The organism is Pseudomonas sp. AC355, assembly GCF_979258205.1.
Genome location: NZ_OZ409843.1, coordinates 4,299,047 through 4,322,621 on the forward strand (window position 1 = coordinate 4,299,047; position 23,575 = coordinate 4,322,621).

Below are 23,575 nucleotides of genomic sequence, written 5' to 3' on the forward strand. Positions count from 1 at the left end.
TGGTGCCCGATAAAACCGGGAAGCTGTAGGAGTCAGCTGCCAGCGATTGATCTTCAGAGCAACGCGCTCTTGAGATTGCTCGCCGGCAAGCCGGCTCCTACAGGAGGAGCCGGGCGAGCCCGTGGATCAGTTCGACTTCACCGGGGTGTCGCCTTTCTTGTCGTTGCCTTCGATGTAAGGGCTCCACGGCTGGGCGCGAACCGGGCCGTCGGTTTCCCAGACCACTTCGAACTGACCGTCGTCCTGGACTTCGCCGATCATCACCGGCTTGTGCAGGTGGTGATTCTTCTCGTCCATCTTCAGGGTGAAACCGCTCGGTGCGGCGAACTCCTGGCCGGCCATGGCGGCACGCACCTTGTCGACGTCGGTGGTACCAGCCTTTTCGACGGCCTGGGCCCACATGTGGATGCCCACGTAGGTGGCTTCCATCGGGTCGTTGGTGACCACGGTGTCGGCGTTCGGCAGCTTCTTGGCCTTGGCGTAGGCTTTCCAGTCGGCGACGAATTTCTCGTTGACCGGGTTCTCCACGGACTGGAAGTAGTTCCATGCGGCCAAGTGACCGACCAGCGGCTTGGTGTCGATACCGCGCAGTTCTTCTTCACCTACCGAGAAGGCCACCACCGGTACGTCGGTGGCTTCGATGCCCTGGTTGGCCAGTTCCTTGTAGAACGGCACGTTGGAGTCGCCGTTGACGGTGGAGACCACCGCGGTCTTGCCGCCGGCGGAGAACTTCTTGATGTTGGCGACTATGGTTTGGTAATCGCTGTGGCCGAACGGCGTGTAGACCTCTTCGATGTCCTTGTCCTGAACGCCCTTGCTGTGCAGGAAGGCGCGCAGGATCTTGTTGGTGGTGCGCGGGTAGACGTAGTCGGTGCCGAGCAGGAAGAAACGCTTGGCGGCGCCGCCGTCTTCGCTGAGCAGGTATTCCACCGCCGGGATCGCTTGCTGGTTCGGCGCGGCGCCGGTGTAGAACACGTTCGGCGACATTTCTTCGCCTTCGTACTGCACGGGGTAGAACAACAGGCCGTTGAGTTCTTCGTAGACCGGCAGTACCGATTTACGCGACACCGACGTCCAGCAGCCGAAGGTCACCGCGACCTTGTCCTGGGTCAGCAACTGACGGCCACGCTCGGCGAACAGCGGCCAGTTGGAGGCCGGGTCGACCACCACCGCTTCGAGCTGCTTGCCGAGTACGCCGCCCTTGGCGTTGATCTCGTCGATGGTCATCAGCGCCATGTCTTTGAGCGATGTTTCCGAAATGGCCATGGTGCCGGACAGCGAGTGCAGGACGCCGACCTTGATGGTCTCGGCGGCGTGGATGCTCCAGCTCAGGCCCATGGCGACGATGGACGCGGAAAGGGTGAAGGCCTTGATCAGGCTGCGACGTTGCATAGGACGATCTCCATTGACTGACGAGTTTTATGTTGTTGGCAGTGGATCAAGGGACACCACATCAGCCCTGCGCCTGTACGGCCCGCTCGCGGGCGTTGTGCAGCATGTGCAGGGTGATCTTGCGCACTTCCGCCTTGCTGACCTCTATGTGGGTCTTCAGCAACAGCTGTGCTTCTTCGCAACGACGCGACAGGATCGCGCCGAGGATGCGTGCGTGCTCTTCGTAGGTGGCTTCCACCCGAGGCGTTTTGGTGAAGTCCAGGCGACGGACGATACGAATCTTTTCGCTGATTTCGCGGTGCAGGCGAGCCATCTCGCGATTGCCGGTGGCCTCCACCAACTGGCAGTGAAAGCGTTCGTCGAGCAGCGACACTTCGCGGCCTTCTGGCGGACGTTGCTCGGGCGGTGCCGTCCAGATGTGGCGCAGTTCTTCCAATTGTTCTGGCGTTTCACCCGCCGGGCGGTCGCACAGGCGCCGAACCGCCGCCAGTTCGAGCACGATGCGCACGTCGTAGAGCTCTTCGAAATGATGGAAGTCGAACGGCTTGACCTGCCAGCCGCTGCGGAAATACACCTCCAGATAACCCTCGCGCTCCAGGCGATAGAGCGCCTGGCGCACCGGTGTGCGGCTGGCGGCCATGCGCTCGGCCACTTCACCTTCACTGAAACGGTCGCCCGGCAGCAGGCGGAACTCGGAAATGTCGTCCTTGAGCTGCCCGTAGATACGCTCGGCGAGGTTCTCCGGGCGTTCCTTGCCGCGTTTGATCGGGTCGACCAGTTGCATGTCAGGCCGCCTCGCTCGGATCGAGGATCAGCAGCACGTCGCCCGGAGTGACCGCCTTGCCCGGCTGGCAGCGCACCGCCTTGACCGTTCCCGCTACTGGCGCGAGCACGGCCAGCTCCATCTTCATCGCCTCGACCACCAGCAACGGCGTACCGGCTTCGACGTACTGGCCCGGCTCGACCAGCACCTTCCAGACGCTGCCGCACATGTCGGCGCTGACGGCCTGGCCATCGACGGCTTCGTCCTCCTCGCTGCTGGCAACTGGCGCGGCGTGGCTGTCGGCGTCGTCGTCGCGCCACAGCTGCACTTCGGCATCGAAGGCCTGCTTCTGCAACTGCTGGAAGTTGGCGATGCTGCTGGCGTTGTCCGCCAGGAAGCGCTGGTATTCGGCGAAATCGAAGGTGCTCTGCTCGATCTTTATTTGCGCGCGGCCTTCACGGAAGGCGTCGCGGAATTCGTCGAGTTCGGCTTCGCTGACCGGGTAGAAACGCACCTGATCGAAGAAGTGCAGCAGCCACGGCTGGCCGTTGGCGAACTGGGTGTTCTTCACGAACTTGTTCCAGATCGGCAGGGTACGGCCGACCAGCTGGTAGCCGCCGGGCGAATCCATACCGTAGATGCACATGTACATGCCGCCGATACCCACCGTGCCTTCGGCGGTGTAGGTGCGTGCCGGGTTGTACTTGGAGCTGAGCAGGCGGTGGCGCGGGTCGAGCGGTACGGCGCAGGGCGCGTCGAGGTAGACGTCGCCGAGGCCGAGGATCAGGTAGCTGGCTTCGAAGAGGATGTCGCGCACTTCCTCGCGGGTGGCCAGGCCATTGGCGCGCTGGATGAAGTCGACGTTGTTTGGCAACCACGGCGCCTGGCTGCGCACGGTCTCGCTGTAGCGGCTGACGGCAGCGAGGGTGGCGCTGTCTTCGAAGGCCATCGGCAGGTGAACGATGCGGGTCGGCACCTTGAGCGTGCTGACATCACCCAGCTCGCGCTCGAGGCGCAGCAGGTGATCGAGCAGCGCCTGTTGATGCAATACGCGGCTGTCGTAACGCAACTGCAACGAGCGGACGCCCGGTGCCAGCTCTTCCAGACCGGTGAGCGGAGTCGCCTTGAGCGCTTCCATCAGCAGGTGCACACGCAGACGCAGCGCCAGGTCGAGCACGTTGTCGCCGTATTCGAGCAGGATGTAGGCATCGCCAGCCTGGCGGTAGACCGCGCGTGGGCGGCTGCCATCGGCTGGCAGCTCGGCCAGCACGGTGGCCGATACGGTGTCGCCCGGCTGCAGGCTGGGCGCCGGCAACTGTACGGCGTTGACTGCGCTTAGCCGTTCCAGGCTGCCCAGTTGGGCCTGTTCCAGCGCCTGAGCCTGCTCGAAGCTGATCGGATGAAAGCGCAGAGTGTCGCCTGGCTTCACCTGGCCAACCTTCCACAGCTCGGCCTTGGCGATGGTTACCGGGCAGACGAAACCGCCCAGGCTCGGGCCGTCCTTGGTGAGGATCACCGGGAAGTCGCCGGTGAAGTTGATGGCTCCGATGGCGTACTCGCAGTCATGCACGTTGGACGGATGCAGGCCGGCTTCGCCGCCGTCGGCGCGTGTCCAGCTCGGCTTCGGCCCGCTCAGGCGCACGCCGAGGCGGTTGGAGTTGTAGTGCACCTGCCAGTCGGCGGTGAAGAACTGCTCGATCGCCTCGGCAGTGAAGAAATCCGGCGCACCGTGGGGGCCGTAGAGCACACCGATGTTCCAGGTCGTGCCGTACTCGGGAATCAGGCTGGCATCCAGCGCCTGGGGCTCGCTGACCGGCGCTGGCGTGGTGCAGGCGGGCAGGTTCTGGGAGATGGCGAGCATGTCGGCGGTGCGCAGGGTACGCCCGGCATGGCCGCCGAACTGGCCGAGGGCGAAGGTGGAGCGACTGCCCAGGTACACGGGCACATCGAAACCGCCGCGCACGGCGAGGTAAGTACGGCAGCCGCTTTGCGCGCGGCCGAGTTTGAGCACCTGGCCGGCCTTGATGGCGATTGGCGCCCAGTAGGGCACGCTTTCACCGTCCAGCTCGGCAGGGCAGTCAGCACCGGCGAGGGCGACCAGCGCATCACTGTGGAAGCGCAGGCTCGGGCCCTGCAGGGTGAATTCCAGCCCGGCGGCGCTCTCGTGGTTACCGACGATGCGGTTGGCCAGGCGGAAGGCGTAATCGTCCATCGGCCCGGACGGTGGCACGCCGATGTCCCAGTAGCCGAGACGACCAGGGAAATCCTGCACGCTGCTGTAGGTGCCAGGTTCCAGCACTTCGACCACCTGAGCGGCGTAGCTGAAGGTGTCGAGCAGGCGGGTCCAGATCTGCGCGGCGTGGAAGCTCGGCTCGGCGACCACCTGGCGCAGGTAATCGAGGTTGCTGGCGATGCCGTGCAGGCGGGTTTCGCCCAGCGCTTTGCTCAGCTTGGCGATGGCCTCGTCGCGCGTGGCGGCGTGGACGATCAGCTTGGCGATCATCGGGTCGTAGAAGGCCGAGACTTCGCTGCCGGTACTGACCCAGCCATCGACGCGGACGTCGTCCGGAAAGTGCACGTCGGTCAGCACGCCCGGGCTGGGCTGGAAGTTCTTCAGCGGGTCTTCGGCATAGATGCGCACTTCGATGGCCGCACCTTGCGGGGCGCGGTTCAGCGCAAGCCAGTCCAGCTCGTCGCCTGCGGCCACGCGCAGCATGCATTCGATCAGATCCAGACCGGTGACCATCTCGGTCACCGGGTGCTCGACCTGCAGGCGGGTGTTCACTTCGAGAAAGTAGAAGTCGTCGCGAGCGGCGTCGTAGATGAACTCCACGGTGCCGGCACTGCGGTAGCTCACCGACTCGCCCAGCTCGACAGCTGCGGCATGCAGGCGCTCGCGGGTGGCTTGCGGCAGGTTCGGTGCAGGGGTTTCCTCGACCACTTTCTGGTTGCGCCGCTGCAGCGAGCAGTCGCGTTCACCCAGGGCTGCCACGCGGCCTTTGCCATCACCGAATATCTGCACTTCGACATGACGCGCCTGGTCGACGAAGCGCTCGAGGAATACCCCCGAATCACTGAAGAACTGCTCGCCCATGCGTTTGACACCGTCATAGGCGCTGGCCAGGGCCACGGCGTCGGCGCAGCGGGTCAGGCCGATACCGCCACCGCCAGCGGTGGTCTTGAGCATCACCGGGTAGCCGATGCCTTCGGCGGCCGCCATGGCCTCTTCGAGGCTTTGCAGCAGGCCGGTGCCGGGCGCCATCGGCACCTGCGCTTCGGCGGCCAGTTCGCGAGCCCGGTGCTTGAGGCCGAACTCGCGGATCTGCGTCGGCGTCGGGCCAACGAAGGCGATGCCCGCGTTTTCGCAGGCCTCGGCGAATTCGGCGCTTTCCGAGAGAAAGCCATAACCCGGATAGATCGCTTGGGCGCCGGTCTCCTTGGCGGCGGCGAGAATCTTGTCGATACGCAGGTAGCTGTCGGCAGCCTTGTCGCCGCCCAGCGCTACGGCCACGTCGGCATCACGTACATGCTGAGCGTTGCGGTCGGCGTCGGAGTACACCGCCACGCTCTTAACGCCGAGACGCTTGAGGGTGCGGATGGCGCGGACGGCGATCTCGCCACGGTTGGCGATCAGGACTGTTTCAAACATGGTGGCTCTCCGTGGCGAGATCGCCGTGACGGGCTACGCCAGTCCTGCAATTTGACTTCGTCGCTGCGCTGCTGAGCAGCTGGTCACCACGGTTGGCGATCAGTACGGTATGGAACATCGGTTTGTTTCTCCAGGCAGATTCGGCGGCAGGTCGTTGGTGGCTCCCTCTCCTTTACTGGAGAGGGCACTGCTCACTTCTTGGTGCTGGCAATAAAGGCGCGCCAGCCACCGAAACTGGTGATGTCTCGTGCATCACTCAGCGCCCAGGGCTCGCAGATGAAACCCTTCACGCTGCGCCCGTCCGCCAGGGTCAGGTTGCCGATACCCAGAGGCGCGGGGATTTCGGCGACGAATTCGCCGAAGCGCGCCAGAGGGATGTCCCATAGCTCGACGATGATCGACGTACCATCGCTGCTACGCGCCAGGCCCGGTTTGGGCGGCACGGTGCCGGCCAGGGCGTAGAGGCGATAGTCCGGCGAGGTCAGGGTCTGCTCGACCAGCACCGCGTTGCGGGTGGTCAGCTGGAAGTTCAGCGGCATGCCGGTCAGGTGCGCACCTACCACGGCTACCCGCACGCTGCCGGCAGGCACTGCCGTGGCCGGCTTTTGTGGAGGCAGCGCGCGACCGGTGGCGCCGAGTGGCAGCTCCAGGCTGGCCAGCCAGCGTTTGCCGAAGGCCGCCAGGGCCAGGTCGTGCCAGGCGGGGGCGAGCAGGGTGATGCCGGCGGGCAGGCCGTCGTCGCGCAGGCCGGCGGGTACGGCCAGGGCAGAGAGGTCGGCGAGATTGGTGAAGTTGGTGTAAGTGCCGAACTGGCTGTTGAACAGCACCGGCTCCTGGCGCATTTCGTCGAGGCTGCGAATGGTCGGCGAAGTCGGCACTACCAGCGCGTCGAAACCTGCCAGCGCGTCGTTGATCTTGCGGCTCAGCTCGGCGCGCAAGTACTCGGCCTTGTAGGCGTCGCAAGCGCTGTATTGGTGGCCGCTGTCGACGATACCGCGTACCACCGGGTCGAGATGCTCCGGCGCCACGCCCTCCACGGCGACGGTGCGCTCGGCGACCCAGGGGCCGTAATACAGCTGTTCGGCGAGCTCACGGAAGGGGCTGAAGTCGATGGGTTGCAGGGTGACGCCCAGCGCGCGCAGTTTTTCCAGCGCCTGCTCGAATACGACCTGGGTCTGGGTATCGGCAAAGAACTCCAGGCTGTCGGGCACGGCGAAGGTCGGTGCGGACTTCATGCCGACAGGGGCGCTGTTGGGATTGTTGCGCGAGTAGGCGTCGTCTGCGTCGTAACCGCCGGCGAGGCGGGCGACGGTTTCGGCGTCGCCGACCGTGAGGGCGAACACCGAGATGCAATCGACTGTGCGGCACGCTGGCACCAGGCCGGTGTTCGGTAGCCAACCCTTGGTCGGCTTGAGCCCGACGATATTGTTGAAGCCCGCTGGCACACGGCCCGAGCCGGCCGTATCGGTGCCCAGTGAGAACGGTACCAGGCCGCGCGCGACCACGCTGGCCGAGCCTGAGCTGGAACCGCCGCTGACGTACTCTGGATTGAAGCTATTGGCGACTGCGCCGTGGGGCGAGCGGGTACCGACCAGGCCGGTCGCGAACTGATCGAGATTGGTCTTTCCGATGAGGATGGCCCCGGTGGCGCGCAGGCGCTCGACCACCGTGGCATCGGCCTCGGCCTGGTAGGCGAATTCGGGGCAGGCAGCGGTGGTCTGCCAGCCGGCTGCGTTGATGTTGTCCTTGATGGCGAACGGCACGCCGTACAGCGGCAGCTTGTCCTGCTGGCCTTCGGCCTTGTCGAGCAGGGCCTGCAGATGGCTCAACTGGGCGTCGAGCTGCGCAGCGCTGGCCAGGCAGATCCAGGCGTTGTCGTCACGGCTCAGTTGCGCGAGCAGGGCGTGCAACAGTTCGGCTGGTTGCGCGGCATCACGGTAAGCCTGTTGCCAGTCGGCGAGGGTAAAGGCGAAGGTGGCGTTGGACATACTCTGAGATTCCATCTTGTATCCAAGTTGAAATTGCTAGAGCAAGAGCGATGCCAGTTTTTAACTAGCTGATTTTTATGAGTTTTATTTTATTAGGAGGTTTTTTAGGACTATTCCTGCACCGTAGCGGAGCCGCGCTGAAGCCTTTTGGTGCGCAGGCGACCGGCGTGGTGTGAGATGGGATAAGGGCAGGCGTCAGGCGAAAGCGGTCATCTGCTGCGGGGTTCGATCTGATCGTTCCTCACGCTCCGCGTGGGAATGAGTGCAGGGACGCTCTGCGTCCGATGTCGAGGCCTGGCGAGCGCAGAGCGCCCTGGATTGGGCTCCCACGCTGGAGCGTGCGAGCCATCATCAATCTCGTGGGAGGGGCCGGGCGGCGATCCGCTTTAGCCGCGAGCTATTTAAGCCTAGTAGGCACAATCGAGGCTAAAGCCTCTCCCACAAAAGCACTCAACAAACGGCCGCTTTCGCCACTCACCAGCCGCTCTTGCTACCTACAGCCCGCTCAACAGCGCCCGATAATCCCGCACGGCCTCGAACTCTTCGGTGTCTTTCACGCCTTTGCGGCTATCCGGCTCATAGATCGCCAGCAGGTGCTTTATGCCAAAGTGTTGGGCGCTGCGCAGGATCGGCACGTTATCGTCGATGAACAGGCTGCGCGCCGGCTCGAACGACAGATCCTGCTGCAGGGCAGACCAGAACTGCGCGTCTTCCTTGGGGAAGCCGTAATCATGGGAGCTGATCAGACGGTCGAAGTAGGGCGCCAGCTCGATGCGTTCCAGCTTCAGAGACAGCGAATCGCGGTGAGCATTGGTGATCATCACCACCTGTTTGCCGGCCTGGCGGATGGCAGCGAGGAATGTGTCGGCGTCCGGGCGCAGGGCGATCAGGTCGGCGACCTCGCGCTTGAGGTCACGGATCGACAGGTTCAGCTCGCGGCTCCAGAAGTCCGTGCAATACCAGTTCAGTTGGCCAGCGTGCTTCGTAAACAGCGGCTGCAGTTCGGCATCGGCCAGGGCACGGCTGACGCCGTGGTGCTCGGCGTAGCGCTGTGGCAGGTGCTCGAGCCAGAAGTGGTTATCGAAGTGCAGGTCGAGCAGAGTACCGTCCATGTCCAGCAATACGGTGTCGATTTCGGGCCAGGGCAGGTTCATGGCAAGGCGGCTCTCTGAGATGTAAATGCGGTGGACGGGGCCTGCTAGTCGTCAAATGCGCGCTTTTAGAGCGCAGACAATCCAAGCAGGCGCGGTATGATAACCGTTCCGGTCAGCCCAGCAGCAGGACTCACCCATGCGTCAGAAGCCCACCGTCATCGCCCGAGAAATCGTTGCTAGCAGCCGCCTGTTTCGTGTCGAGGAAATCCAGTTGCGCTTCAGCAACGGTGCCGAGCGCACCTACGAACGGCTGGTCGGGCGCGGCACTGGGCATGGTGCGGTGATGATCGTGGCCATGGTGGATGACGAGCACGTTCTGCTGGTCGAAGAATATTGCGGCGGCACGGGTGAGTACGAGATCTCCCTGCCCAAGGGGCTGATCGAGCCGGACGAGGATGTACTCGATGCCGCCAATCGAGAATTGCAGGAAGAGGCCGGTTTCGGTGCTCGCAAGCTGGAGCATCTGACCGAGCTGAGCCTGTCTCCCGGTTATATGAGCCAGAAGATCCAGGTGGTGCTGGCCCGTGATCTGTATCCACAAACACTGCCTGGCGACGAGCCGGAGCCGCTACGTGTGGATAAAGTCAGTCTGCGTGAGCTGTCCGCCCTGATCCAGCATCCGCAGTTCAGCGAGGGCCGTGCCCTGGCCGCGCTGTATCTGGTGCGCGATCTGCTGGAGCAGCGTGGGGAGCTGAGCCGATGAACCAACCGTTGTTGCCTGCCGTACTGGAACTGGTGCAGCAGGCGGGCGCCGCGATTCTGCCGTTCTGGCGCCAGGGTGTTCAGGTGGTCGAAAAGGCCGATGCTTCGCCGGTAACCGCCGCCGACCTGGCGGCCCATCGTGTGCTGGCCGACGGTCTGCAGGCGCTGGACGCGAGCATTCCCGTATTGTCCGAAGAAGATGCCGATATCGCCCTGAGCGAACGTGCTGGTTGGACTCGCTGGTGGCTGGTCGACCCGCTCGACGGCACCAAGGAATTCATCGCCGACAGCGAAGAGTTTACCGTCAACGTAGCGCTGATCGAGCGTGGGCAAGTGGTGTTCGGGGTGGTCGGCATTCCTGCCTCGGGCGTTTTTTATTACGGCGGGAGCGGCCTGGGCGCCTGGCGCGCTGAACCGGGTGACGAGCCGCAGGCGATTACCGTACGAGAAACGCCGGCCGTCGGCCTCACTGTAGTCGCCAGTCGGCGTCATGGCAGCGCCGAGCAGGAGCAGTTGCTGGCTTCCCTGGTTGCGCGCTTTGGCGATATAGAACGAATCAGTGTCGGCAGTTCGCTGAAGTTCTGCCAGCTCGCTGAAGGCAGCGCGGACTTCTATCCGCGCCTGGCGCCGACTTCGCAGTGGGACACCGCTGCTGCCCAGGGCGTACTCGAGGGCGCTGGCGGGGTGGTGCTGACCCTGCAGGGCGAGCCGCTGCGCTACGAGGCGCGGGAGTCGCTGCTCAATCCTTTCTTTCTAGCACTGCCGGCCGACGTCGAATGGCGCGAGTTGCTGGTCGAGGAAGCCAAGCGGTTAGCGCCAGTTAATTAGCGCCTCCCCGGCTACCGCTATTTGCCAAACATTGTAGGAGCCGCTATCCCGCCGCGAATCGTCTGGCCAGCGCGGAAATCGCGGTATAACCACAATCGTTCGCGCCGAGGGCGACGCTCCTACATGGACAGTGGCTTACGCCTCAGTCGAGCATGTCGCTGTAGCGGCCGTCCTGCTTGAACACCAGCGGCTGGGCGAAGCCCGGTACCTTGATCTGCTCGCTGCCGATGTCGATCTGCGTGTCGTCGATCAGGTCGTTGCCGAAGTTGTAGATGATATCCAGCTGACCTTTCAGTGCCTGCTCGTCGTAAGCCCGCGCCGTCACGCGGGTTTGCTCGCGACGCTGCTGGTAGGTGCTGAAGGCCGCCTCGCCGTGACGCTTGCGCAGCATGCGCTCGACCACGTGCGGGGCGAGTACTACGGCGCTGGCGTTGTTGCCGCCAAAACCCTTGGAGTTGATGAAGCACACGTCCATGCGCTGGTCGTGACGATCCACGTTGCTGATGCTCAGGTGCTGCTGGTGCACGTCCGCAGCCACTTCATCGATGGTCTTGATGCCAGGAATGATGCCGTACTTGAAGGTGCCCAGCGCGGAGATCACCTGGTCGCCACTGGCGGTTGCCAGGGAGTGGCCGACGAACGCTTTCACTGCCGCTACTGGCCAGCTGTCAATGGCGAAAGCCGCCGCTACGCGATCCAGCAGTTCGGATTCGGTGACCCGGTTGGCCGGGGTGCTGGAGCCGTGGGCATGCACGAAGCTGCGCTGGCGCACGGCATCGACGCCCAGCAGCTGCACGGCGCTGGCCACGGCCTTGGCGACGGTCAGGTAGTTGCCTGGGCCGGGCGCGGAAATGGATTTCTTGAAACCGTCGGCGTTGATGAACACGTCGGTGGCGGCGCCGTGGATGTCGGCACCCAGTTGCAGGGCCAGCTCATCGTCCATCAAGACGATGAACTGGCAGGCTTCCGACAGGGTGAAACCGCAGTTGTCGCCGAACGGGCGGCTGGCGCGGCGGAAGTCGACGTTACCCTGGGTTGTATCGGTTTTGCCTTCGATCAGGCGCAGGCCGTCTTCGGTGGCCAGTGCGCCCATGGCGCCATAGCCCTCGATGCACTCGGCGTTGATCGGTGCCTCGCTGTTGCCGACGATCACTACTCGTGCGGTGCCGGCATTGATCTGCTCGATGCCTTTCTGCAGGTTGTAGAGGAACGTTGCGCAGGCGCCGGTGACGCTGCCGGTGGTGCCGACGCTGCCCAGCACGTAGGCGTTGATGAAGTCGGCGGGCATGGTGTTCAGGCCCAGGGCCAGCTGCTTGGAGCTGACGCGGTGGCCCTTGAGGCGCGACTGCATCAGACCGCCGAAGCCGTTCTCGTCGAGCTGGCTCATGATGCTGCCGGCGAATACTGCAATCTCGTCGGGGGCAACGTGGTCGACGATGGTCTGCCACGGCACACCGGTGGCGCGCAGGGCATCGGTGACGCCAACCACGGCCATCTGCAGGCCACGCGGGTGGAAGCGCGAGTTGTACAGTTCGCCCGGCTCGAAGCCGGTCGGCAACTGGCCTGCGGATTTCACCGGCAGGGCACGGTAGCTGTCGACCTTGAATTCACAGGTGTCGTGCAGGGTGACGCGCACGTCGTTGCCGCCCAGTTCCTCTACCGACCAGTTGGCCGGCAGCGGCTCGGGCAACTGCTTGCGGGTGCTGACGAAGGTCAGGCTGCCGCCTTCACCGTTCAAAGAGATGCTCTTGTGCCAATGGGCAGCGTCGGGGTCGAGGTGCTGTTTCTCGATGCGGCGCACCAGGGTGGACGCTAGCACCTGCTCGCCATAGCGGCGCTCGATCTCGATGGCCGACAGTGGTTCACCGGCCTGGCTCTGATAGGCGCCATCGACCACGCGCACCAGCTTGGTCATCACCGCCAGGCCGATGAGTGTTTCGCGGCGTGCCTGCTCGTCCAGCGATTCGATCACCATGCGGCGGAAGCCGTGGTGGAAGGAGCTGCGGCCGGCGGCATTGTAGCCACCGAAACCGACGATCACAGGCAAACGAGACTTCACGCGGACACTCCTTCAACTAATTAGATCAGCACGCGCCATTATCGAGCGGATGCTGGGTCAGCGGATCGAGGCGAGGCGCGCGTTTCTGACGATAGGCGCCATGATGGAAATTCAGGTGCCTATGCTGACGCGATCCATGACCCACGAGTCACGACTTGATACAAGGTTACCCGTTATCGGTTGCGGCGGCACGGCTCACATGCGATCTGCCTGAAACAAAAAAGCCCGGCACTGAGGCCGGGCGTAATGGGGGCGAACCCCCATAAAGTGGAACGTCTTACATGCCCAGGAAGTTAGGCAAGCCCAGCGAAATGAACGGCACGTAGGTGACCAGGAGCAGGAAGCACAGCATCACCAGCAGCCACGGCGATACCGCGCGCACTACACGGGTCAGCGGCATGCCGGTCACCGCCGAGGTGACGAACAGGTTGAGTCCAGTTGGCGGCGTGATCAGGCCGATCTCCATGTTCACCACCATGATGATGCCCAGGTGGATCGGGTCGATGCCCAGCTGCATGGCGATCGGGAACAGGATCGGCGCCAGGATCAGGATGATCGCCGACGGCTCCATGAAGGTACCGGCGATCAGCAGCACGATGTTCACCACGATCAGGAACTCGATCGGGCTGAAGCCCTGCTCGACGACCCAGGCAGTGATCGACTGCGGAATCTGCTCGGTGGTCAGCACGTGGGCGAACAGCATGGCGTTGGCGATGATGAACATCAGCACCACGCTCAGCTTGCCGGCCTCGATGATCACCTTCGGGCACTCACGCACCGTCATGTCCTTGTAGACGAAAATCGCTACGAAGGCGGCATACACGGCGGCCACCGCGGCGGCTTCAGTCGGCGTGAACATGCCCGAGTAGATACCGCCGAGGATGATCACGATCAGCATCAAACCCCAGCCCGCTTTGCGGCCAGCGGTGAGGATTTCCTTGAACGAGGCGCGCGGCAGCGACGGCATGTTCTGCACGCGTGCCATGATGTAGATGACCACCATCAGCACCAGGCCGAGCAGCAGGCCCGGCACCACACCGGCCATGAACAGCTTGCCCACCGAGGTTTCGGTCGCGGTGGCGTAGACCACCATGACGATCGACGGCGGAATCAAGATGCCCAGGGTGCCGGCGTTACAGACGATACCGGCCGCAAAATCCTGCTTGTAGCCCGAACGCACCATACCGGCGATCACGATCGAACCGACTGCGGCCACCGTGGCAGGCGACGAGCCGCTCAGTGCGGCGAACAGCATGCACGCGAGGATCGCGGCGATGGCCAGGCCACCCTTGATGTGACCGACGCAGGCGTTGGCGAAATCGATCAGCCGACGGGCCACGCCGCCGCTGGTCATGAACGCACCGGAGAGCAGGAAGAACGGAATCGCCAGCAGGGTGTAATGCTCGCTGGTCTCGAACAGCTTGATCGCCAGCGAACGCACCGAGTCGTTGCTGAAGAACAGAATGGTCATGGCCCCGGACAAACCCAGGGAAATCGCCACGGGAATGCCGATAAACATCAGCACGAACAGGGCGACGAACAGGAAGGCAATGGTCATTTGGTGGTCTCCGCCTTGTCGCTTTCAGCCAGTTTCACAGCGTCATCAACTTCGCTGTGCAGGCCCAGGCCTTGTTGTTTGCCCTGCAGGACGCGGATGAAAATCTGTAGAAAGCGCAGGAACATCAGGGTGAAGCCGATCGGTACGATCATCACGATGTGCCATTGCTGAACACCGAAACGATCCAGATCCTCGGCACCGGTGCCGACGCTGTACAGCACAGCGACCCACTGCTCGCTGGAATACGCCATTAGGGCGCAGTAGCCCAGGCAGATAATCAGCGCGAGGATGGCCATCAAGCGCTGATTGGCGGGGTTGAACTGGCGCACCAGCAGGTCGACGCCGATGTGCGCGCCGATGCGTACCCCCCAAGCCAGGCCGACGAAGATCAGCCAGCCGAACATGGCCTTGGTCAGGGCCACGCTCCAGGTCATTTCCTGGGCGACATAGAGGATGCCGTCGCCGATGCTGAACATCGCATCGTTGGCGAAGGGCAGCGAATCACCCAGGGAATAGAAAACACCGTACAGGTTGTTGAATACCACGTACGAGAAGGTGACCAGGGTCATGCCTGCAAGCAGGAATGCCACCAGTATTTCCTCGAGTTGGTTCCAGACACGAGAGACAGCGTGCATGGGTTATCTCCATCAATAGAGCGGTCGCGAGGCGACGAATGAGACAGGAACGCGCAGCCCGACAGCCTGAGTGTGGCATTCGGTCAGAGATCTGTCGGTGAAACGGGCGGCGATCCCGCTCAGGAACCGCCGCCTATCGCGCAGCTAAGGCTCAGCCTTAGTTGGCGTTGTTGGAGTTCTCGGCAGCTTTGATCAGGTCAGCACCGATCTCGCCTTCGAACTTCTTCCATACCGGACGCATGGCTTCGCGCCACTCTTCACGCTGCTCGGGAGTCAGGGTGACGATTTCAGTGGTGCCAGCATCGATGATGCGCTGCTTGTCTTTCTGGTTCAGCTCGCCAGCCTGCTTGTTCACCTCAACGGTGACCTCAGCCAGGATCGCGGTCAGTTCTGTACGGATATCTTCCGGCAGACCTTCCCAGAACTTGGTGTTGGTGATCACCATGTAGTCCAGTACACCGTGGTCAGACTCGGTGATGAACTTCTGCACTTCGTGCATCTTCTGGCTGTAGATGTTCGAGTAGGGGTTCTCGGCACCGTTGACTACACCGGTCTGCAGGCCTTGATACACCTCGGCGAAGCTCATCTTGCGCGGCGCAGCGCGCAGGGCCTTGAACTGCTCATCGAGTACGGCGGAGGCCTGTACGCGGAATTTCAGGCCACGGGCGTCTTTGGGCTCAACCAGCTTCTTGTTGGCGGACAGCTGTTTCATGCCGTTGTGCCAGTAGCCGAGGCCGGTGATGCCTTTGCTTTCCATGCTGGTCAGCAGGGATTTGCCCTCAGGGCTTTGCTGGAAGCGGTCGACGGCGTTGATGTCGTTGAACAGGAACGGCAGGTCGAAGATCTGGATCTGCTTGGTGTAATGCTCGAACTTGGCCAGCGACGGAGCAATGATTTGCACGTCGCCAAGCAGCAGCGCTTCCATTTCCTTGCCGTCGCCGAACAGCGAGGAGTTCGGATAGACCTGCACGGTCACCTTGCCATCCATACGCTCTTCGACGAGCTTCTTGAACAGCAGCGCGCCTTGACCTTTAGGGGTGTGCTCGGCCACCACGTGGGCGAACTTGATGGAGATCGGGTCGGCAGCCTGAGCCATACCGGCGATGCTCAGCGACAGGGCGCAAGCCAGTGCCTTGGCAGTGAATTTGAACATGCGATGCTTCCTCTTGTTGTTGGATATCTAGCCCTGCTGGGGGCTGAAACGAGCGGACAAGAGCAAGTCGAGGATTGCCGTATGAAGCGGCAGGATCGGTTGGCTGCGATTAGGCCTGGACTTGTACTTGTTCTTCGCTGGTCAGGAATATAGCAAGCGCTGTGCCAGCCTGCGACGAAAGCGCGCAGGACAGCTTTGCGTTGTTCGCAAAGCCTTGTGGGGTGGGCTTGCTTGATTTCGCCAGGAAATGCTGCCGGTCATGGCGACTGTCGGCTTTCATGGGAGGTTGGCAGGGATGATGAATACTCGGCAATAATCCGCCTATTCAGTCGGCGTCGTCTGGCGAGCTACCGCCAGCGTCCGCGAAATTCAGCCCATGCTTACGTAATTTATCGTGCAGGGTCTTGCGCGGCACGCCGAGGGCTTCGGCCAGGCTGCGCAATGAGCCGTGGCTGCGGGTCAGCTCGGCAGCGATCAACGCGCGTTCGAAGGCCTCGACCTGTTCACTGAGGCTGCCGGTCAATGGGGCGCTCTGCGGCTGGCTGTTAATCGTCAACTCCAGGCCGAGATCCAGCCCCAGAGCGAAGCGCTCGCCGGCGTTCTGCAATTCGCGCACGTTACCCGGCCAGGGATGGCGCAACAGCATGGCCCGCTGGCCGGGCTGCAGTTCGCGTTGCGTCAGGCCGTGGCGGGTGCTGGCGGTGTCGGCGAAATGCTGGAACAGCACCAGAATATCCTCGCCGCGCTCGCGCAGTGGCGGGATACGCAATGGCGCGACGTTGAGGCGGTAATAAAGATCCGCACGGAAGCGACCCTGATCGGCGGCGGTGCGCAGGTCTTCCTTGGTCGCGGCAATCACGCGGATATCCAGGGGAATCAGCTGGTTGCCACCCAGGCGCTCGACCACGCGTTCCTGCAGTAGGCGTAACAGTTTGACCTGTACGTCGAGGCTCATGCTCTCGATCTCATCGAGGAACAAGGTGCCGCCATTGGCGAATTCGAATTTACCGATACGGCGCTTCTGCGCGCCGGTGAAGGCGCCGGGCTCGTGGCCGAACAGTTCGCTTTCCACCACGGACTCTGCCAGTGCGCCGGCATTGATGGCTACGAAAGGCCCGTCGCGTCGATTCGACAGGTCGTGCAGGGCGCGAGCGACAACTTCTTTTCCTGCACCGGTTTCGCCCAGGATCAGTACATCGGTGCTGATGCTGGCGAGGGAGCCGATTTGCTCGCGCAACCGCTGAATGGCGGGGGAGTTTCCGACCAGCCGTCCGGAGAGCTGCTGACGGTCGGCCAGGGCCAGGCGCAGGCTGCGGTTGTCCAGCACCAGGCGGCGCAGGGCGAGGGCTCGACGAACGCTTTCCAGTAAATCCTCGCTGGCGAAGGGCTTTTCCAGGAAGTCGTAGGCGCCCGTGCGCATAGCCTGTACGGCCAGCGGTACGTCGCCGTGCCCGGTGATCAACAGTACTGGCAGCTCGGGATCCTGTTCGTGCAATTGCTGCAGCAACTGCAGACCGTCGACACCAGGCATGCGGATATCGCTGACCACCACACCGGGCCAGTCGCGTTCGATGCGTTCGGCGAGGCCCTTGGCATCGGCCAGGGTGGTAACCTTGAGGCCTGCCAGATCGAGGGTTTGGCTGAGGGCCTGGCGCAGGTGCGGGTCGTCGTCGATCAGCAGAACCTGGGTACGGGCGTCGATGGTGGTCATACGGCGAAGTCCTCGGGCGGCTGGATGTTCACGCCATTTTCGGCGGTGTGCAGGCGCAGGATCAGGTGAGCGCCTCCTTTGGGATGGTTGCTGAACAGCAACTCGCCACCCAGGGCGCGCATCAGGGTGTCGCAGATCGCCAAGCCAAGGCCGAGGCCCTGGGCGCTGGTCTTGGTGGTGAAGAAGGGTTCCCGGGCATGGGCCAGAGCGGTCTCGGAGAAGCCTGGGCCGTTGTCGCGCAGGTGCAGCTCGACCAGATTGTCGTGCAGCTCGGTGCTGATCCAGATGCGCCGCGGCTGCGCCCGTTCGCCAAGGGCGTCTAGGGCATTTGCCAACAGGTTGCTGAGCACCTGGCGCAGGCGGGTTTCGCCGGCCTGTACCCAAAGGGTGGCGTCGGGTAGGTCGCGGATCAGTTCCACATCCATCGCCCGACGGCGTTTGGCGAGCAGTGCCAGGGCATCATCCAGGGCCGGCTGTAGAGCCACGCTTTCCGGAGCGTGCCGGTCGCGGCGGGCGAAGGCGCGCAAGTGGGCGATGATCGAGGCCATGCGCTCGGTGAGCTGGCTGATCAGCTTGAGGTTGCCGCGGGCGTCCTCGGTGCGCTCGTGGTCGAGCAGCACACCGGCGTTTTCGGCATAACTGCGAATGGCCGCCAGCGGTTGATTGAGTTCGTGGCTGATGCTCGCGCTCATGGTACCCAGGGCTGTCAGTTTGCTGGCCTGTACTAACTCGTCCTGGGCCTGCACCAACTCCTGTTGGGCTTGCTCGCGTTCCAGGACTTCCTGTTTCAGGCGGCTGTTGAGGCGTTCCAGATCCTGGGTACGCTCCTGCACGCGCTGCTCCAGTTCCTGGCGGGCCCGGGTGCTGAGGGCGATGCGATCGAGGTAGTGACGGCGCCGCTGCATCATCAGGCCGAGCAGCAAAATCAGCACCAGCAGGGTACCGCCGCCGATGGCCACCACGGTACGTACCGAGCGGTCGAGCACCACGCGCGGGGCAAGAATGCTGACACTCCAGCCAGTTTCGTCGAGCACTCGGCTCTGTGTCAGCCAGACGTCGGCATCCAGTCGCAGGGGTGGCGGCGATTGGGTCGGATACGGCTGGATGGCTGCGATGGAGGCGCGCTCGGCCTTGTCCAGCGGGCGACTGGCGTGAAACCGCCAGTCCGGTCGCGAGGTGAGGATCACCACGCCATTGCCGTCGGTCACCAGCAACTGCTCCGGGGTATTGCCCCACAGGCTTTCGGTGTGGTCGAGATCGACCTTGATGACCATCACGCCGATCTTCTGGGCACCATCGTAAACGGCGGAGGCGAAGTAGTAACCGCGCTTGCCAGACGTGGTGCCGAGACCGAAGAAGCGCCCCAGGCGGCCGGCCAGGGCCTCCTGGAAATAGGGCCGGAAGGCGAAGTTGCCGCGCACGAAGGTGTCCTGCTGATCCCAGTTGGAGGCGGCCAGGGTTTCGCCTGCAGGGTTCATCAGGTAGATCACGTCGGCACCGGTCTGCTGGCGCACCCGCTTGAGCAACTGGTTGGCCGCAGCCTGGGCGGCTTCGTCTCCCGGCGTGGCCAGTACGGTACGCAGTCCCGGCAGGTCGCCGAGAATCGGTGGGAGCACTTCGTAACGGCGTAAGGTGCCCAGCAGGTTGGCCACGTACAGGTCGAGGGTTTGACGATTCTGCTCGGTCAGCTCGGCGCGGTAGTAACGCTCGGCAAGGTGCTGCAGTGGCCACAGCAGCGGCGCCAGCAGCAGCGCCAGCAGGGCCAGGCTGCGCCAACGTGGGCGTTTGGGCATGGTGGTGGGAATCGTGTTCATGAAATAGGCGCCGGGAAGACCTGGGCATTATGAGCGCATAAGCTTTCAGCCTGGTAGCTCGGGTCGAACGTGGCGACACCCAAGGCCCTGGGTATCGCTGCACTCAACCCAGGCTACGGGACGGCGTCAGCGTGGACTGCTCAGGCACTCCAGCAGGCCATCCTGCCAGTCCGGCAGGCGTACGCCCCAGTCGCGCTCCAGGCGAGTGCCATCCAGCCGCGAGTTGAGCGGGCGCTGGGCGGGTGTCGGGTAGTCGCTGGTGGCAATCGGCTTCAGTTGTGCGACGGATTTGCCTTGGGCCTGCAACTGCGCGGCGATGGCTTCAGCGAAGCCGAACCAGGAGGTCTCGCCGCGAGCGGTGAAGTGATAGAGGCCCCAGGCAGCGGTCTGCTGCGTTTGCCAGCGTTCGATCAACTGAGCGGTGGCGGCGGCGATACTGCCGGCCCAGGTCGGTGCACCGATCTGATCGGCGACTACGCTGAGCTGCTCGCGCTCCTGCAACAGGCGCTGCATGGTCAGCAGGAAGTTGCGACCGTGCAGGGAATACACCCAACTGGTGCGCAGGATCAGGTGTTTGCCGCCGACCGCGGCGATGGCCTGCTCGCCGGCCAGCTTGCTGCGCCCGTAGACGCCCAGCGGATTGGGCGTGTCTTCCTCGTGGTAGGCGGCGGGGTTGCTGCCATCGAACACGTAATCGGTGGAATAGTGGATCAGCGGTACGTCGAGGTCGGCCGCTTCCTCGGCGAGCACTCCGGGAGCGCTGGCATTGATCGCGAAGGCAGCGTCCGGCTCGCTTTCTGCCGCGTCGACCGCGGTGTGCGCGGCGGCATTGACGATCAGTTCTGGGCGCAGATGGCGTACGGCTTCACGAATGCGCCCGGTATCGGCAAGGTCGAGTTGCTCTCTGCCCAGTACGATGAGTTCGTGATGCTGACTAAGCAGCAATTGCAGCTCTCGGCTGACCTGGCCGTACTGGCCGAGCAGAAGGATTTTCATGGAAACAGCTCGGCCTCGTCGAAGCGCAGGCCCTGCTGATCCTTCGCCGAGAGTTTGGGATCGCCTTGCAGCTGCCAGTCGATGGCCAGCTTGGGATCATCCCAGCGGATGCAGCGCTCGTGGGCCGGTGCGTAGTAATCGGTGGTCTTGTAGAGAAATTCGGCGAATTCGCTGAGCACCAGAAAACCATGGGCGAAGCCTTCCGGTACCCACATCTGACGCTTGTTGTCAGCGGAAAGGTGAGCACCGACCCACTGGCCGAAGGTCGGCGACTGGCGGCGCAGATCCACGGCAACGTCATACACCTCGCCTGCGGTGACGCGCACCAGCTTGCCCTGGGCCTGTTGCACCTGATAGTGCAGGCCGCGCAACACGCCGCGCTGCGAGCGGGAGTGGTTGTCCTGCACGAAGGTGGGGTTCAGGCCGGTCGCTTCGGTGAAGGCCAGGGCGTTGAAACTCTCGAAGAAGAAACCCCGCTCATCACCGAATATCTTCGGTTGCAGAATGAGTACATCGGGGATTTCGGTGTGGATGATTTGCATCAATTGTCCTCGGCCAGACCGAACAGGTACTGGCCATAGCCGGTTTTGCCGAACGCCTTGGCCTGCAGCAGCAGGCGGTCGCGGTCGATCCACTCCTGCCCATAGGCGATTTCTTCCAGGCAGGCGACTTTCAGACCCTGGCGATGTTCGATGGTTTGCACGTACTGCGACGCTTCCAACAAGCTGTCGTGGGTGCCGGTATCGAGCCAGGCGAAGCCGCGACCGAGGCGTTCTACGCGCAGATCACCGCGTTGCAGGTAGGCATTGTTGACGTCGGTGATCTCCAGCTCGCCACGCGGCGAGGGTTTGACCGCCTTGGCGATCTCGATCACGTCGTTGTCGTAGAAATACAACCCGGTCACTGCGTACTGAGAACGCGGCTGGGCCGGCTTTTCCTCGATGGAAATGGCCTGGCCCTGTGCATCGAACTCCACCACGCCAAAGCGCTCGGGATCGCGAACCCAGTAACCGAACACCGTGGCGCCCTTGTCCGCTGCCGCGGCACGTAGCAGTTTCTCGGTGAAGTGCTGACCATGGAAGATGTTGTCGCCGAGGATCAGGCATACCGAGTCATCGCCGATGAACTGCTCGCCAATGATGAAGGCGCGCGCCAGACCATCTGGTTCGGGTTGTTCGGCGTAGCTCAGCTGCAGGCCGAACTGGCTGCCGTCGCCAAGCATCTTCTGGAACTGTGGCAGGTCGTGGGGCGTGGAAATGATCAGGATCTCGCGGATGCCAGCCAGCATCAGCACTGAGAGCGGGTAGTAGATCATCGGCTTGTCGTAGATCGGCAGTAACTGCTTGGACACGCCCAGGGTGATCGGGTGCAAGCGGGTGCCGGAGCCTCCGGCGAGAATGATGCCTTTCACTGTTGTTGCTCCTTGGGGGCGCCGAGCCGTTCACGTTGATAGCTGCCGTCCTGTACGCGGCGACACCAGTCAAGGTTGTCGAGGTACCAGCGTACGGTCTTGCGCAGGCCGCTGGGGAAGGTCTCTTCCGGCGTCCAGCCTAGCTCGCGTTCGATCTTGCTGGCGTCGATGGCGTAACGCAGGTCGTGGCCGGGGCGGTCGGTGACGAAGGTGATCTGTTCGCGGTAGGAGCCCGCTGCGCGCGGCTGCAACTCGTCGAGCAGGTCGCAGATGGCATGCACCACGTCGAGGTTCTTTTGCTCGTTGTGGCCGCCGATGTTATAGGTCTCGCCAACCGCGCCGCGGCTGACCACCTGCAGCAGGGCCCGGGCGTGATCCTCGACGAACAGCCAGTCGCGTACCTGTTGGCCGTTGCCATACACAGGTAGCGCTTTGCCATCCAGAGCATTGAGGATGACCAGCGGGATCAGCTTCTCAGGGAAGTGATACGGGCCGTAATTGTTCGAACAGTTGGTCAGCAGCACCGGTAGGCCATAGGTGCGCTGCCAAGCGCGTACCAGATGGTCCGATGCGGCCTTGCTGGCCGAGTACGGGGAGCTGGGGGCGTAGGGCGTCTGCTCGGTGAACAGATCGTCGACGCCGTGCAGGTCGCCGTACACCTCGTCGGTGGAGATGTGGTGGAAGCGGAACGCCTGACGACGCTGCTCGTCCAGACCCAGCCAGTAGGCGCGGGTGGCCTCGAGCAGAGCATAGGTGCCGACGATGTTGGTCTGGATGAACGCCGCCGGGCCGTCGATGGAACGGTCGACGTGGGACTCGGCAGCCAGGTGCATGATGGCATCCGGCTGAAAACGCTGCAGGGCATCGGCCACGGCGGCCTGATCACCGATGTCGGCCTGCAGGAAGCTGTAACGCGGATCGTTCTCGACCTGCTGCAAGGATTCCAGATTGCCGGCGTAGGTCAGCTTGTCGAGGTTGAGCACTTCATGATCGGTATCGTTGATCAGGTGACGAATCAGCGCGGAGCCGATGAAGCCCGCGCCGCCGGTGACGAGAATACGCATTGAAGATAGCCCGACGGTAAAAGTGTGAAGTATGCCTGCCCACCGGGTTTTGCGTACAGCCGGTCATCCCTGGCCGATCTGCGGTGCAGTGATCGTATCGCGCTCCAGTAGGGTCTCGAAGCGATCCAGATCGAGCAGGAAAGAAGACTTGGCGTTGCCTTGGGTGTCGTGCATGCGGTGCGCGTAGAAGTGCTCTGGCGCGGATGCTTCGATCAGCTTGGCGAGTTGCGCAAAGGGCAGTCGATAGATGCCGGCTAGGTAGTCGACACGGCCGAAGCGTGATTCGGTTTGCGTCCAATCGACCCAGTAATAGATGTCGATCTGTGGATAAAGCCGCGAATAGCGTTCGTAGTCCTTACGGTTGAAAGTCACTGTACGGCGAGGATCCAGGCCATAGCGGGCGCTGACGAAAAAAGGTGTGTTTTGAACCTTGAGATCGGCCAGCCGACCCTCGACCAGCAGATCCGGGGCGTAGGGGTTATGCGATTTTTCCGGGTTTTCCATCGCGCTTAGCCGCAGGTGGCGGCTACACAGCTCGACGAAGCTGCGCTCCAGATGCAGGCCGTGGTGGCACCACCAGCCTTTGTCTTCGGTATTGTGGATGACGCGGTCATTGCGGATAGGCATCGGTACATTCCTTGTCCGTGGAGTGGGGCGGTTGCCGATCCAGGCAACCGTGAAGGGGCATGCCGATTGAA

The 23,575-nt window shown here is 63.0% G+C and carries 18 protein-coding genes; 2 read left to right on the forward strand and 16 right to left on the reverse strand.

The annotated features are described in order from the left end of the window. Positions 1-126 precede the first annotated feature (126 nt). From urtA to yrfG, 5 genes are all read right to left on the reverse strand, one after another. On the reverse strand, positions 127-1,392 hold the full coding sequence (gene urtA / locus ACZ0AI_RS20060; RefSeq protein WP_463563370.1) for an urea ABC transporter substrate-binding protein: 1,266 nt from the start codon (positions 1,390-1,392) through the stop codon (positions 127-129). A 61-nt stretch (positions 1,393-1,453) separates the two neighbouring features. Further along, positions 1,454-2,176, reverse strand: a complete 723-nt coding sequence (locus ACZ0AI_RS20065) for a GntR family transcriptional regulator (protein WP_042555070.1) — start codon at positions 2,174-2,176, stop codon at positions 1,454-1,456. 1 nt (position 2,177) lies between these two features. Further along, the gene (uca, locus tag ACZ0AI_RS20070; protein WP_463563371.1) at positions 2,178-5,804 is read right to left on the reverse strand and encodes an urea carboxylase; all 3,627 of its coding nucleotides are present in this window, start codon (positions 5,802-5,804) and stop codon (positions 2,178-2,180) included. Between the two features lie 191 nt (positions 5,805-5,995). Then, complete coding sequence (gene atzF / locus ACZ0AI_RS20075) at positions 5,996-7,792, reverse strand: allophanate hydrolase (RefSeq protein WP_463563372.1); 1,797 nt, start codon at positions 7,790-7,792, stop codon at positions 5,996-5,998. A gap of 494 nt (positions 7,793-8,286) precedes the next feature. After that, positions 8,287-8,946, reverse strand: a complete 660-nt coding sequence (yrfG, locus tag ACZ0AI_RS20080) for a GMP/IMP nucleotidase (RefSeq protein ID WP_463563373.1) — start codon at positions 8,944-8,946, stop codon at positions 8,287-8,289. A gap of 136 nt (positions 8,947-9,082) precedes the next feature. Between yrfG and nudE the strand changes: the two genes are divergently transcribed. Further along, positions 9,083-9,649: an ADP compounds hydrolase NudE gene (gene nudE, locus ACZ0AI_RS20085; protein WP_225835883.1), complete on the forward strand. Its 567-nt coding sequence runs from the start codon at positions 9,083-9,085 to the stop codon at positions 9,647-9,649. Continuing rightward, positions 9,646-10,476, forward strand: a complete 831-nt coding sequence (cysQ, locus tag ACZ0AI_RS20090) for a 3'(2'),5'-bisphosphate nucleotidase CysQ (protein ID WP_463563374.1) — start codon at positions 9,646-9,648, stop codon at positions 10,474-10,476. The genes nudE and cysQ overlap by 4 nt, the downstream gene beginning before the upstream one ends. Positions 10,477-10,618: 142 nt before the next feature. Here cysQ and ACZ0AI_RS20095 read toward each other — a convergent pair whose 3' ends face one another. From ACZ0AI_RS20095 to ACZ0AI_RS20145, 11 genes are all read right to left on the reverse strand, one after another. Further along, positions 10,619-12,535 carry a beta-ketoacyl synthase gene (locus ACZ0AI_RS20095; protein ID WP_463563375.1) on the reverse strand — a complete coding sequence of 639 codons (1,917 nt, stop codon included), beginning with the start codon at positions 12,533-12,535 and terminating at the stop codon, positions 10,619-10,621. Between the two features lie 277 nt (positions 12,536-12,812). Further along, a complete protein-coding gene (gene dctM / locus ACZ0AI_RS20100) occupies positions 12,813-14,093 on the reverse strand; it encodes a C4-dicarboxylate TRAP transporter large permease protein DctM (RefSeq protein WP_463563376.1) in 1,281 nt (426 codons plus the stop codon). Next, positions 14,090-14,728: a TRAP transporter small permease gene (locus tag ACZ0AI_RS20105; protein ID WP_463563377.1), complete on the reverse strand. Its 639-nt coding sequence runs from the start codon at positions 14,726-14,728 to the stop codon at positions 14,090-14,092. The genes dctM and ACZ0AI_RS20105 overlap by 4 nt, the downstream gene beginning before the upstream one ends. A gap of 157 nt (positions 14,729-14,885) precedes the next feature. After that, positions 14,886-15,881 (reverse strand): C4-dicarboxylate TRAP substrate-binding protein DctP, encoded by a 996-nt coding sequence (dctP, locus tag ACZ0AI_RS20110; protein WP_463563378.1) that lies wholly within the window; start codon positions 15,879-15,881, stop codon positions 14,886-14,888. 325 nt (positions 15,882-16,206) lie between these two features. Beyond that, complete coding sequence (locus ACZ0AI_RS20115) at positions 16,207-17,592, reverse strand: sigma-54-dependent transcriptional regulator (RefSeq protein ID WP_463563379.1); 1,386 nt, start codon at positions 17,590-17,592, stop codon at positions 16,207-16,209. Beyond that, positions 17,589-19,406, reverse strand: a complete 1,818-nt coding sequence (locus ACZ0AI_RS20120; RefSeq protein WP_463563380.1) for a sensor histidine kinase — start codon at positions 19,404-19,406, stop codon at positions 17,589-17,591. Before ACZ0AI_RS20120 ends, ACZ0AI_RS20115 begins: the two co-directional genes overlap by 4 nt. Positions 19,407-19,532: 126 nt before the next feature. Beyond that, positions 19,533-20,402 carry a dTDP-4-dehydrorhamnose reductase gene (gene rfbD / locus ACZ0AI_RS20125; protein WP_463563381.1) on the reverse strand — a complete coding sequence of 290 codons (870 nt, stop codon included), beginning with the start codon at positions 20,400-20,402 and terminating at the stop codon, positions 19,533-19,535. Further along, the gene (gene rfbC, locus ACZ0AI_RS20130; RefSeq protein ID WP_463563382.1) at positions 20,399-20,944 is read right to left on the reverse strand and encodes a dTDP-4-dehydrorhamnose 3,5-epimerase; all 546 of its coding nucleotides are present in this window, start codon (positions 20,942-20,944) and stop codon (positions 20,399-20,401) included. The genes rfbD and rfbC overlap by 4 nt, the downstream gene beginning before the upstream one ends. After that, a complete protein-coding gene (gene rfbA, locus ACZ0AI_RS20135) occupies positions 20,944-21,813 on the reverse strand; it encodes a glucose-1-phosphate thymidylyltransferase RfbA (protein WP_225835866.1) in 870 nt (289 codons plus the stop codon). The genes rfbC and rfbA overlap by 1 nt, the downstream gene beginning before the upstream one ends. Next, positions 21,810-22,877: a dTDP-glucose 4,6-dehydratase gene (rfbB, locus tag ACZ0AI_RS20140; protein WP_463563383.1), complete on the reverse strand. Its 1,068-nt coding sequence runs from the start codon at positions 22,875-22,877 to the stop codon at positions 21,810-21,812. The genes rfbA and rfbB overlap by 4 nt, the downstream gene beginning before the upstream one ends. A 63-nt stretch (positions 22,878-22,940) precedes the next feature. After that, positions 22,941-23,504 carry a hypothetical protein gene (locus tag ACZ0AI_RS20145; RefSeq protein ID WP_463563384.1) on the reverse strand — a complete coding sequence of 188 codons (564 nt, stop codon included), beginning with the start codon at positions 23,502-23,504 and terminating at the stop codon, positions 22,941-22,943. Positions 23,505-23,575: the final 71 nt, after the last annotated feature.

What these genes read in the sequence shown, in the direction of transcription:
- rfbD (WP_463563381.1), bottom strand. Translation starts at nt 20,402, where the DNA reads ATGAAAATCCTTCTGCTCGGCCAGTACGGCCAGGTCAGCCGAGAGCTG.
- ACZ0AI_RS20145 (WP_463563384.1), bottom strand. Translation starts at nt 23,504, where the DNA reads ATGCCTATCCGCAATGACCGCGTCATCCACAATACCGAAGACAAAGGC.
- ACZ0AI_RS20120 (WP_463563380.1), bottom strand. Translation starts at nt 19,406, where the DNA reads ATGAACACGATTCCCACCACCATGCCCAAACGCCCACGTTGGCGCAGC.
- nudE (WP_225835883.1), top strand. Translation starts at nt 9,083, where the DNA reads ATGCGTCAGAAGCCCACCGTCATCGCCCGAGAAATCGTTGCTAGCAGC.
- yrfG (WP_463563373.1), bottom strand. Translation starts at nt 8,946, where the DNA reads ATGAACCTGCCCTGGCCCGAAATCGACACCGTATTGCTGGACATGGAC.
- ACZ0AI_RS20065 (WP_042555070.1), bottom strand. Translation starts at nt 2,176, where the DNA reads ATGCAACTGGTCGACCCGATCAAACGCGGCAAGGAACGCCCGGAGAAC.
- dctP (WP_463563378.1), bottom strand. Translation starts at nt 15,881, where the DNA reads ATGTTCAAATTCACTGCCAAGGCACTGGCTTGCGCCCTGTCGCTGAGC.
- cysQ (WP_463563374.1), top strand. Translation starts at nt 9,646, where the DNA reads ATGAACCAACCGTTGTTGCCTGCCGTACTGGAACTGGTGCAGCAGGCG.
- urtA (WP_463563370.1), bottom strand. Translation starts at nt 1,392, where the DNA reads ATGCAACGTCGCAGCCTGATCAAGGCCTTCACCCTTTCCGCGTCCATC.
- atzF (WP_463563372.1), bottom strand. Translation starts at nt 7,792, where the DNA reads ATGTCCAACGCCACCTTCGCCTTTACCCTCGCCGACTGGCAACAGGCT.
- rfbB (WP_463563383.1), bottom strand. Translation starts at nt 22,877, where the DNA reads ATGCGTATTCTCGTCACCGGCGGCGCGGGCTTCATCGGCTCCGCGCTG.
- uca (WP_463563371.1), bottom strand. Translation starts at nt 5,804, where the DNA reads ATGTTTGAAACAGTCCTGATCGCCAACCGTGGCGAGATCGCCGTCCGC.
- dctM (WP_463563376.1), bottom strand. Translation starts at nt 14,093, where the DNA reads ATGACCATTGCCTTCCTGTTCGTCGCCCTGTTCGTGCTGATGTTTATC.
- rfbC (WP_463563382.1), bottom strand. Translation starts at nt 20,944, where the DNA reads ATGCAAATCATCCACACCGAAATCCCCGATGTACTCATTCTGCAACCG.
- ACZ0AI_RS20115 (WP_463563379.1), bottom strand. Translation starts at nt 17,592, where the DNA reads ATGACCACCATCGACGCCCGTACCCAGGTTCTGCTGATCGACGACGAC.
- ACZ0AI_RS20105 (WP_463563377.1), bottom strand. Translation starts at nt 14,728, where the DNA reads ATGCACGCTGTCTCTCGTGTCTGGAACCAACTCGAGGAAATACTGGTG.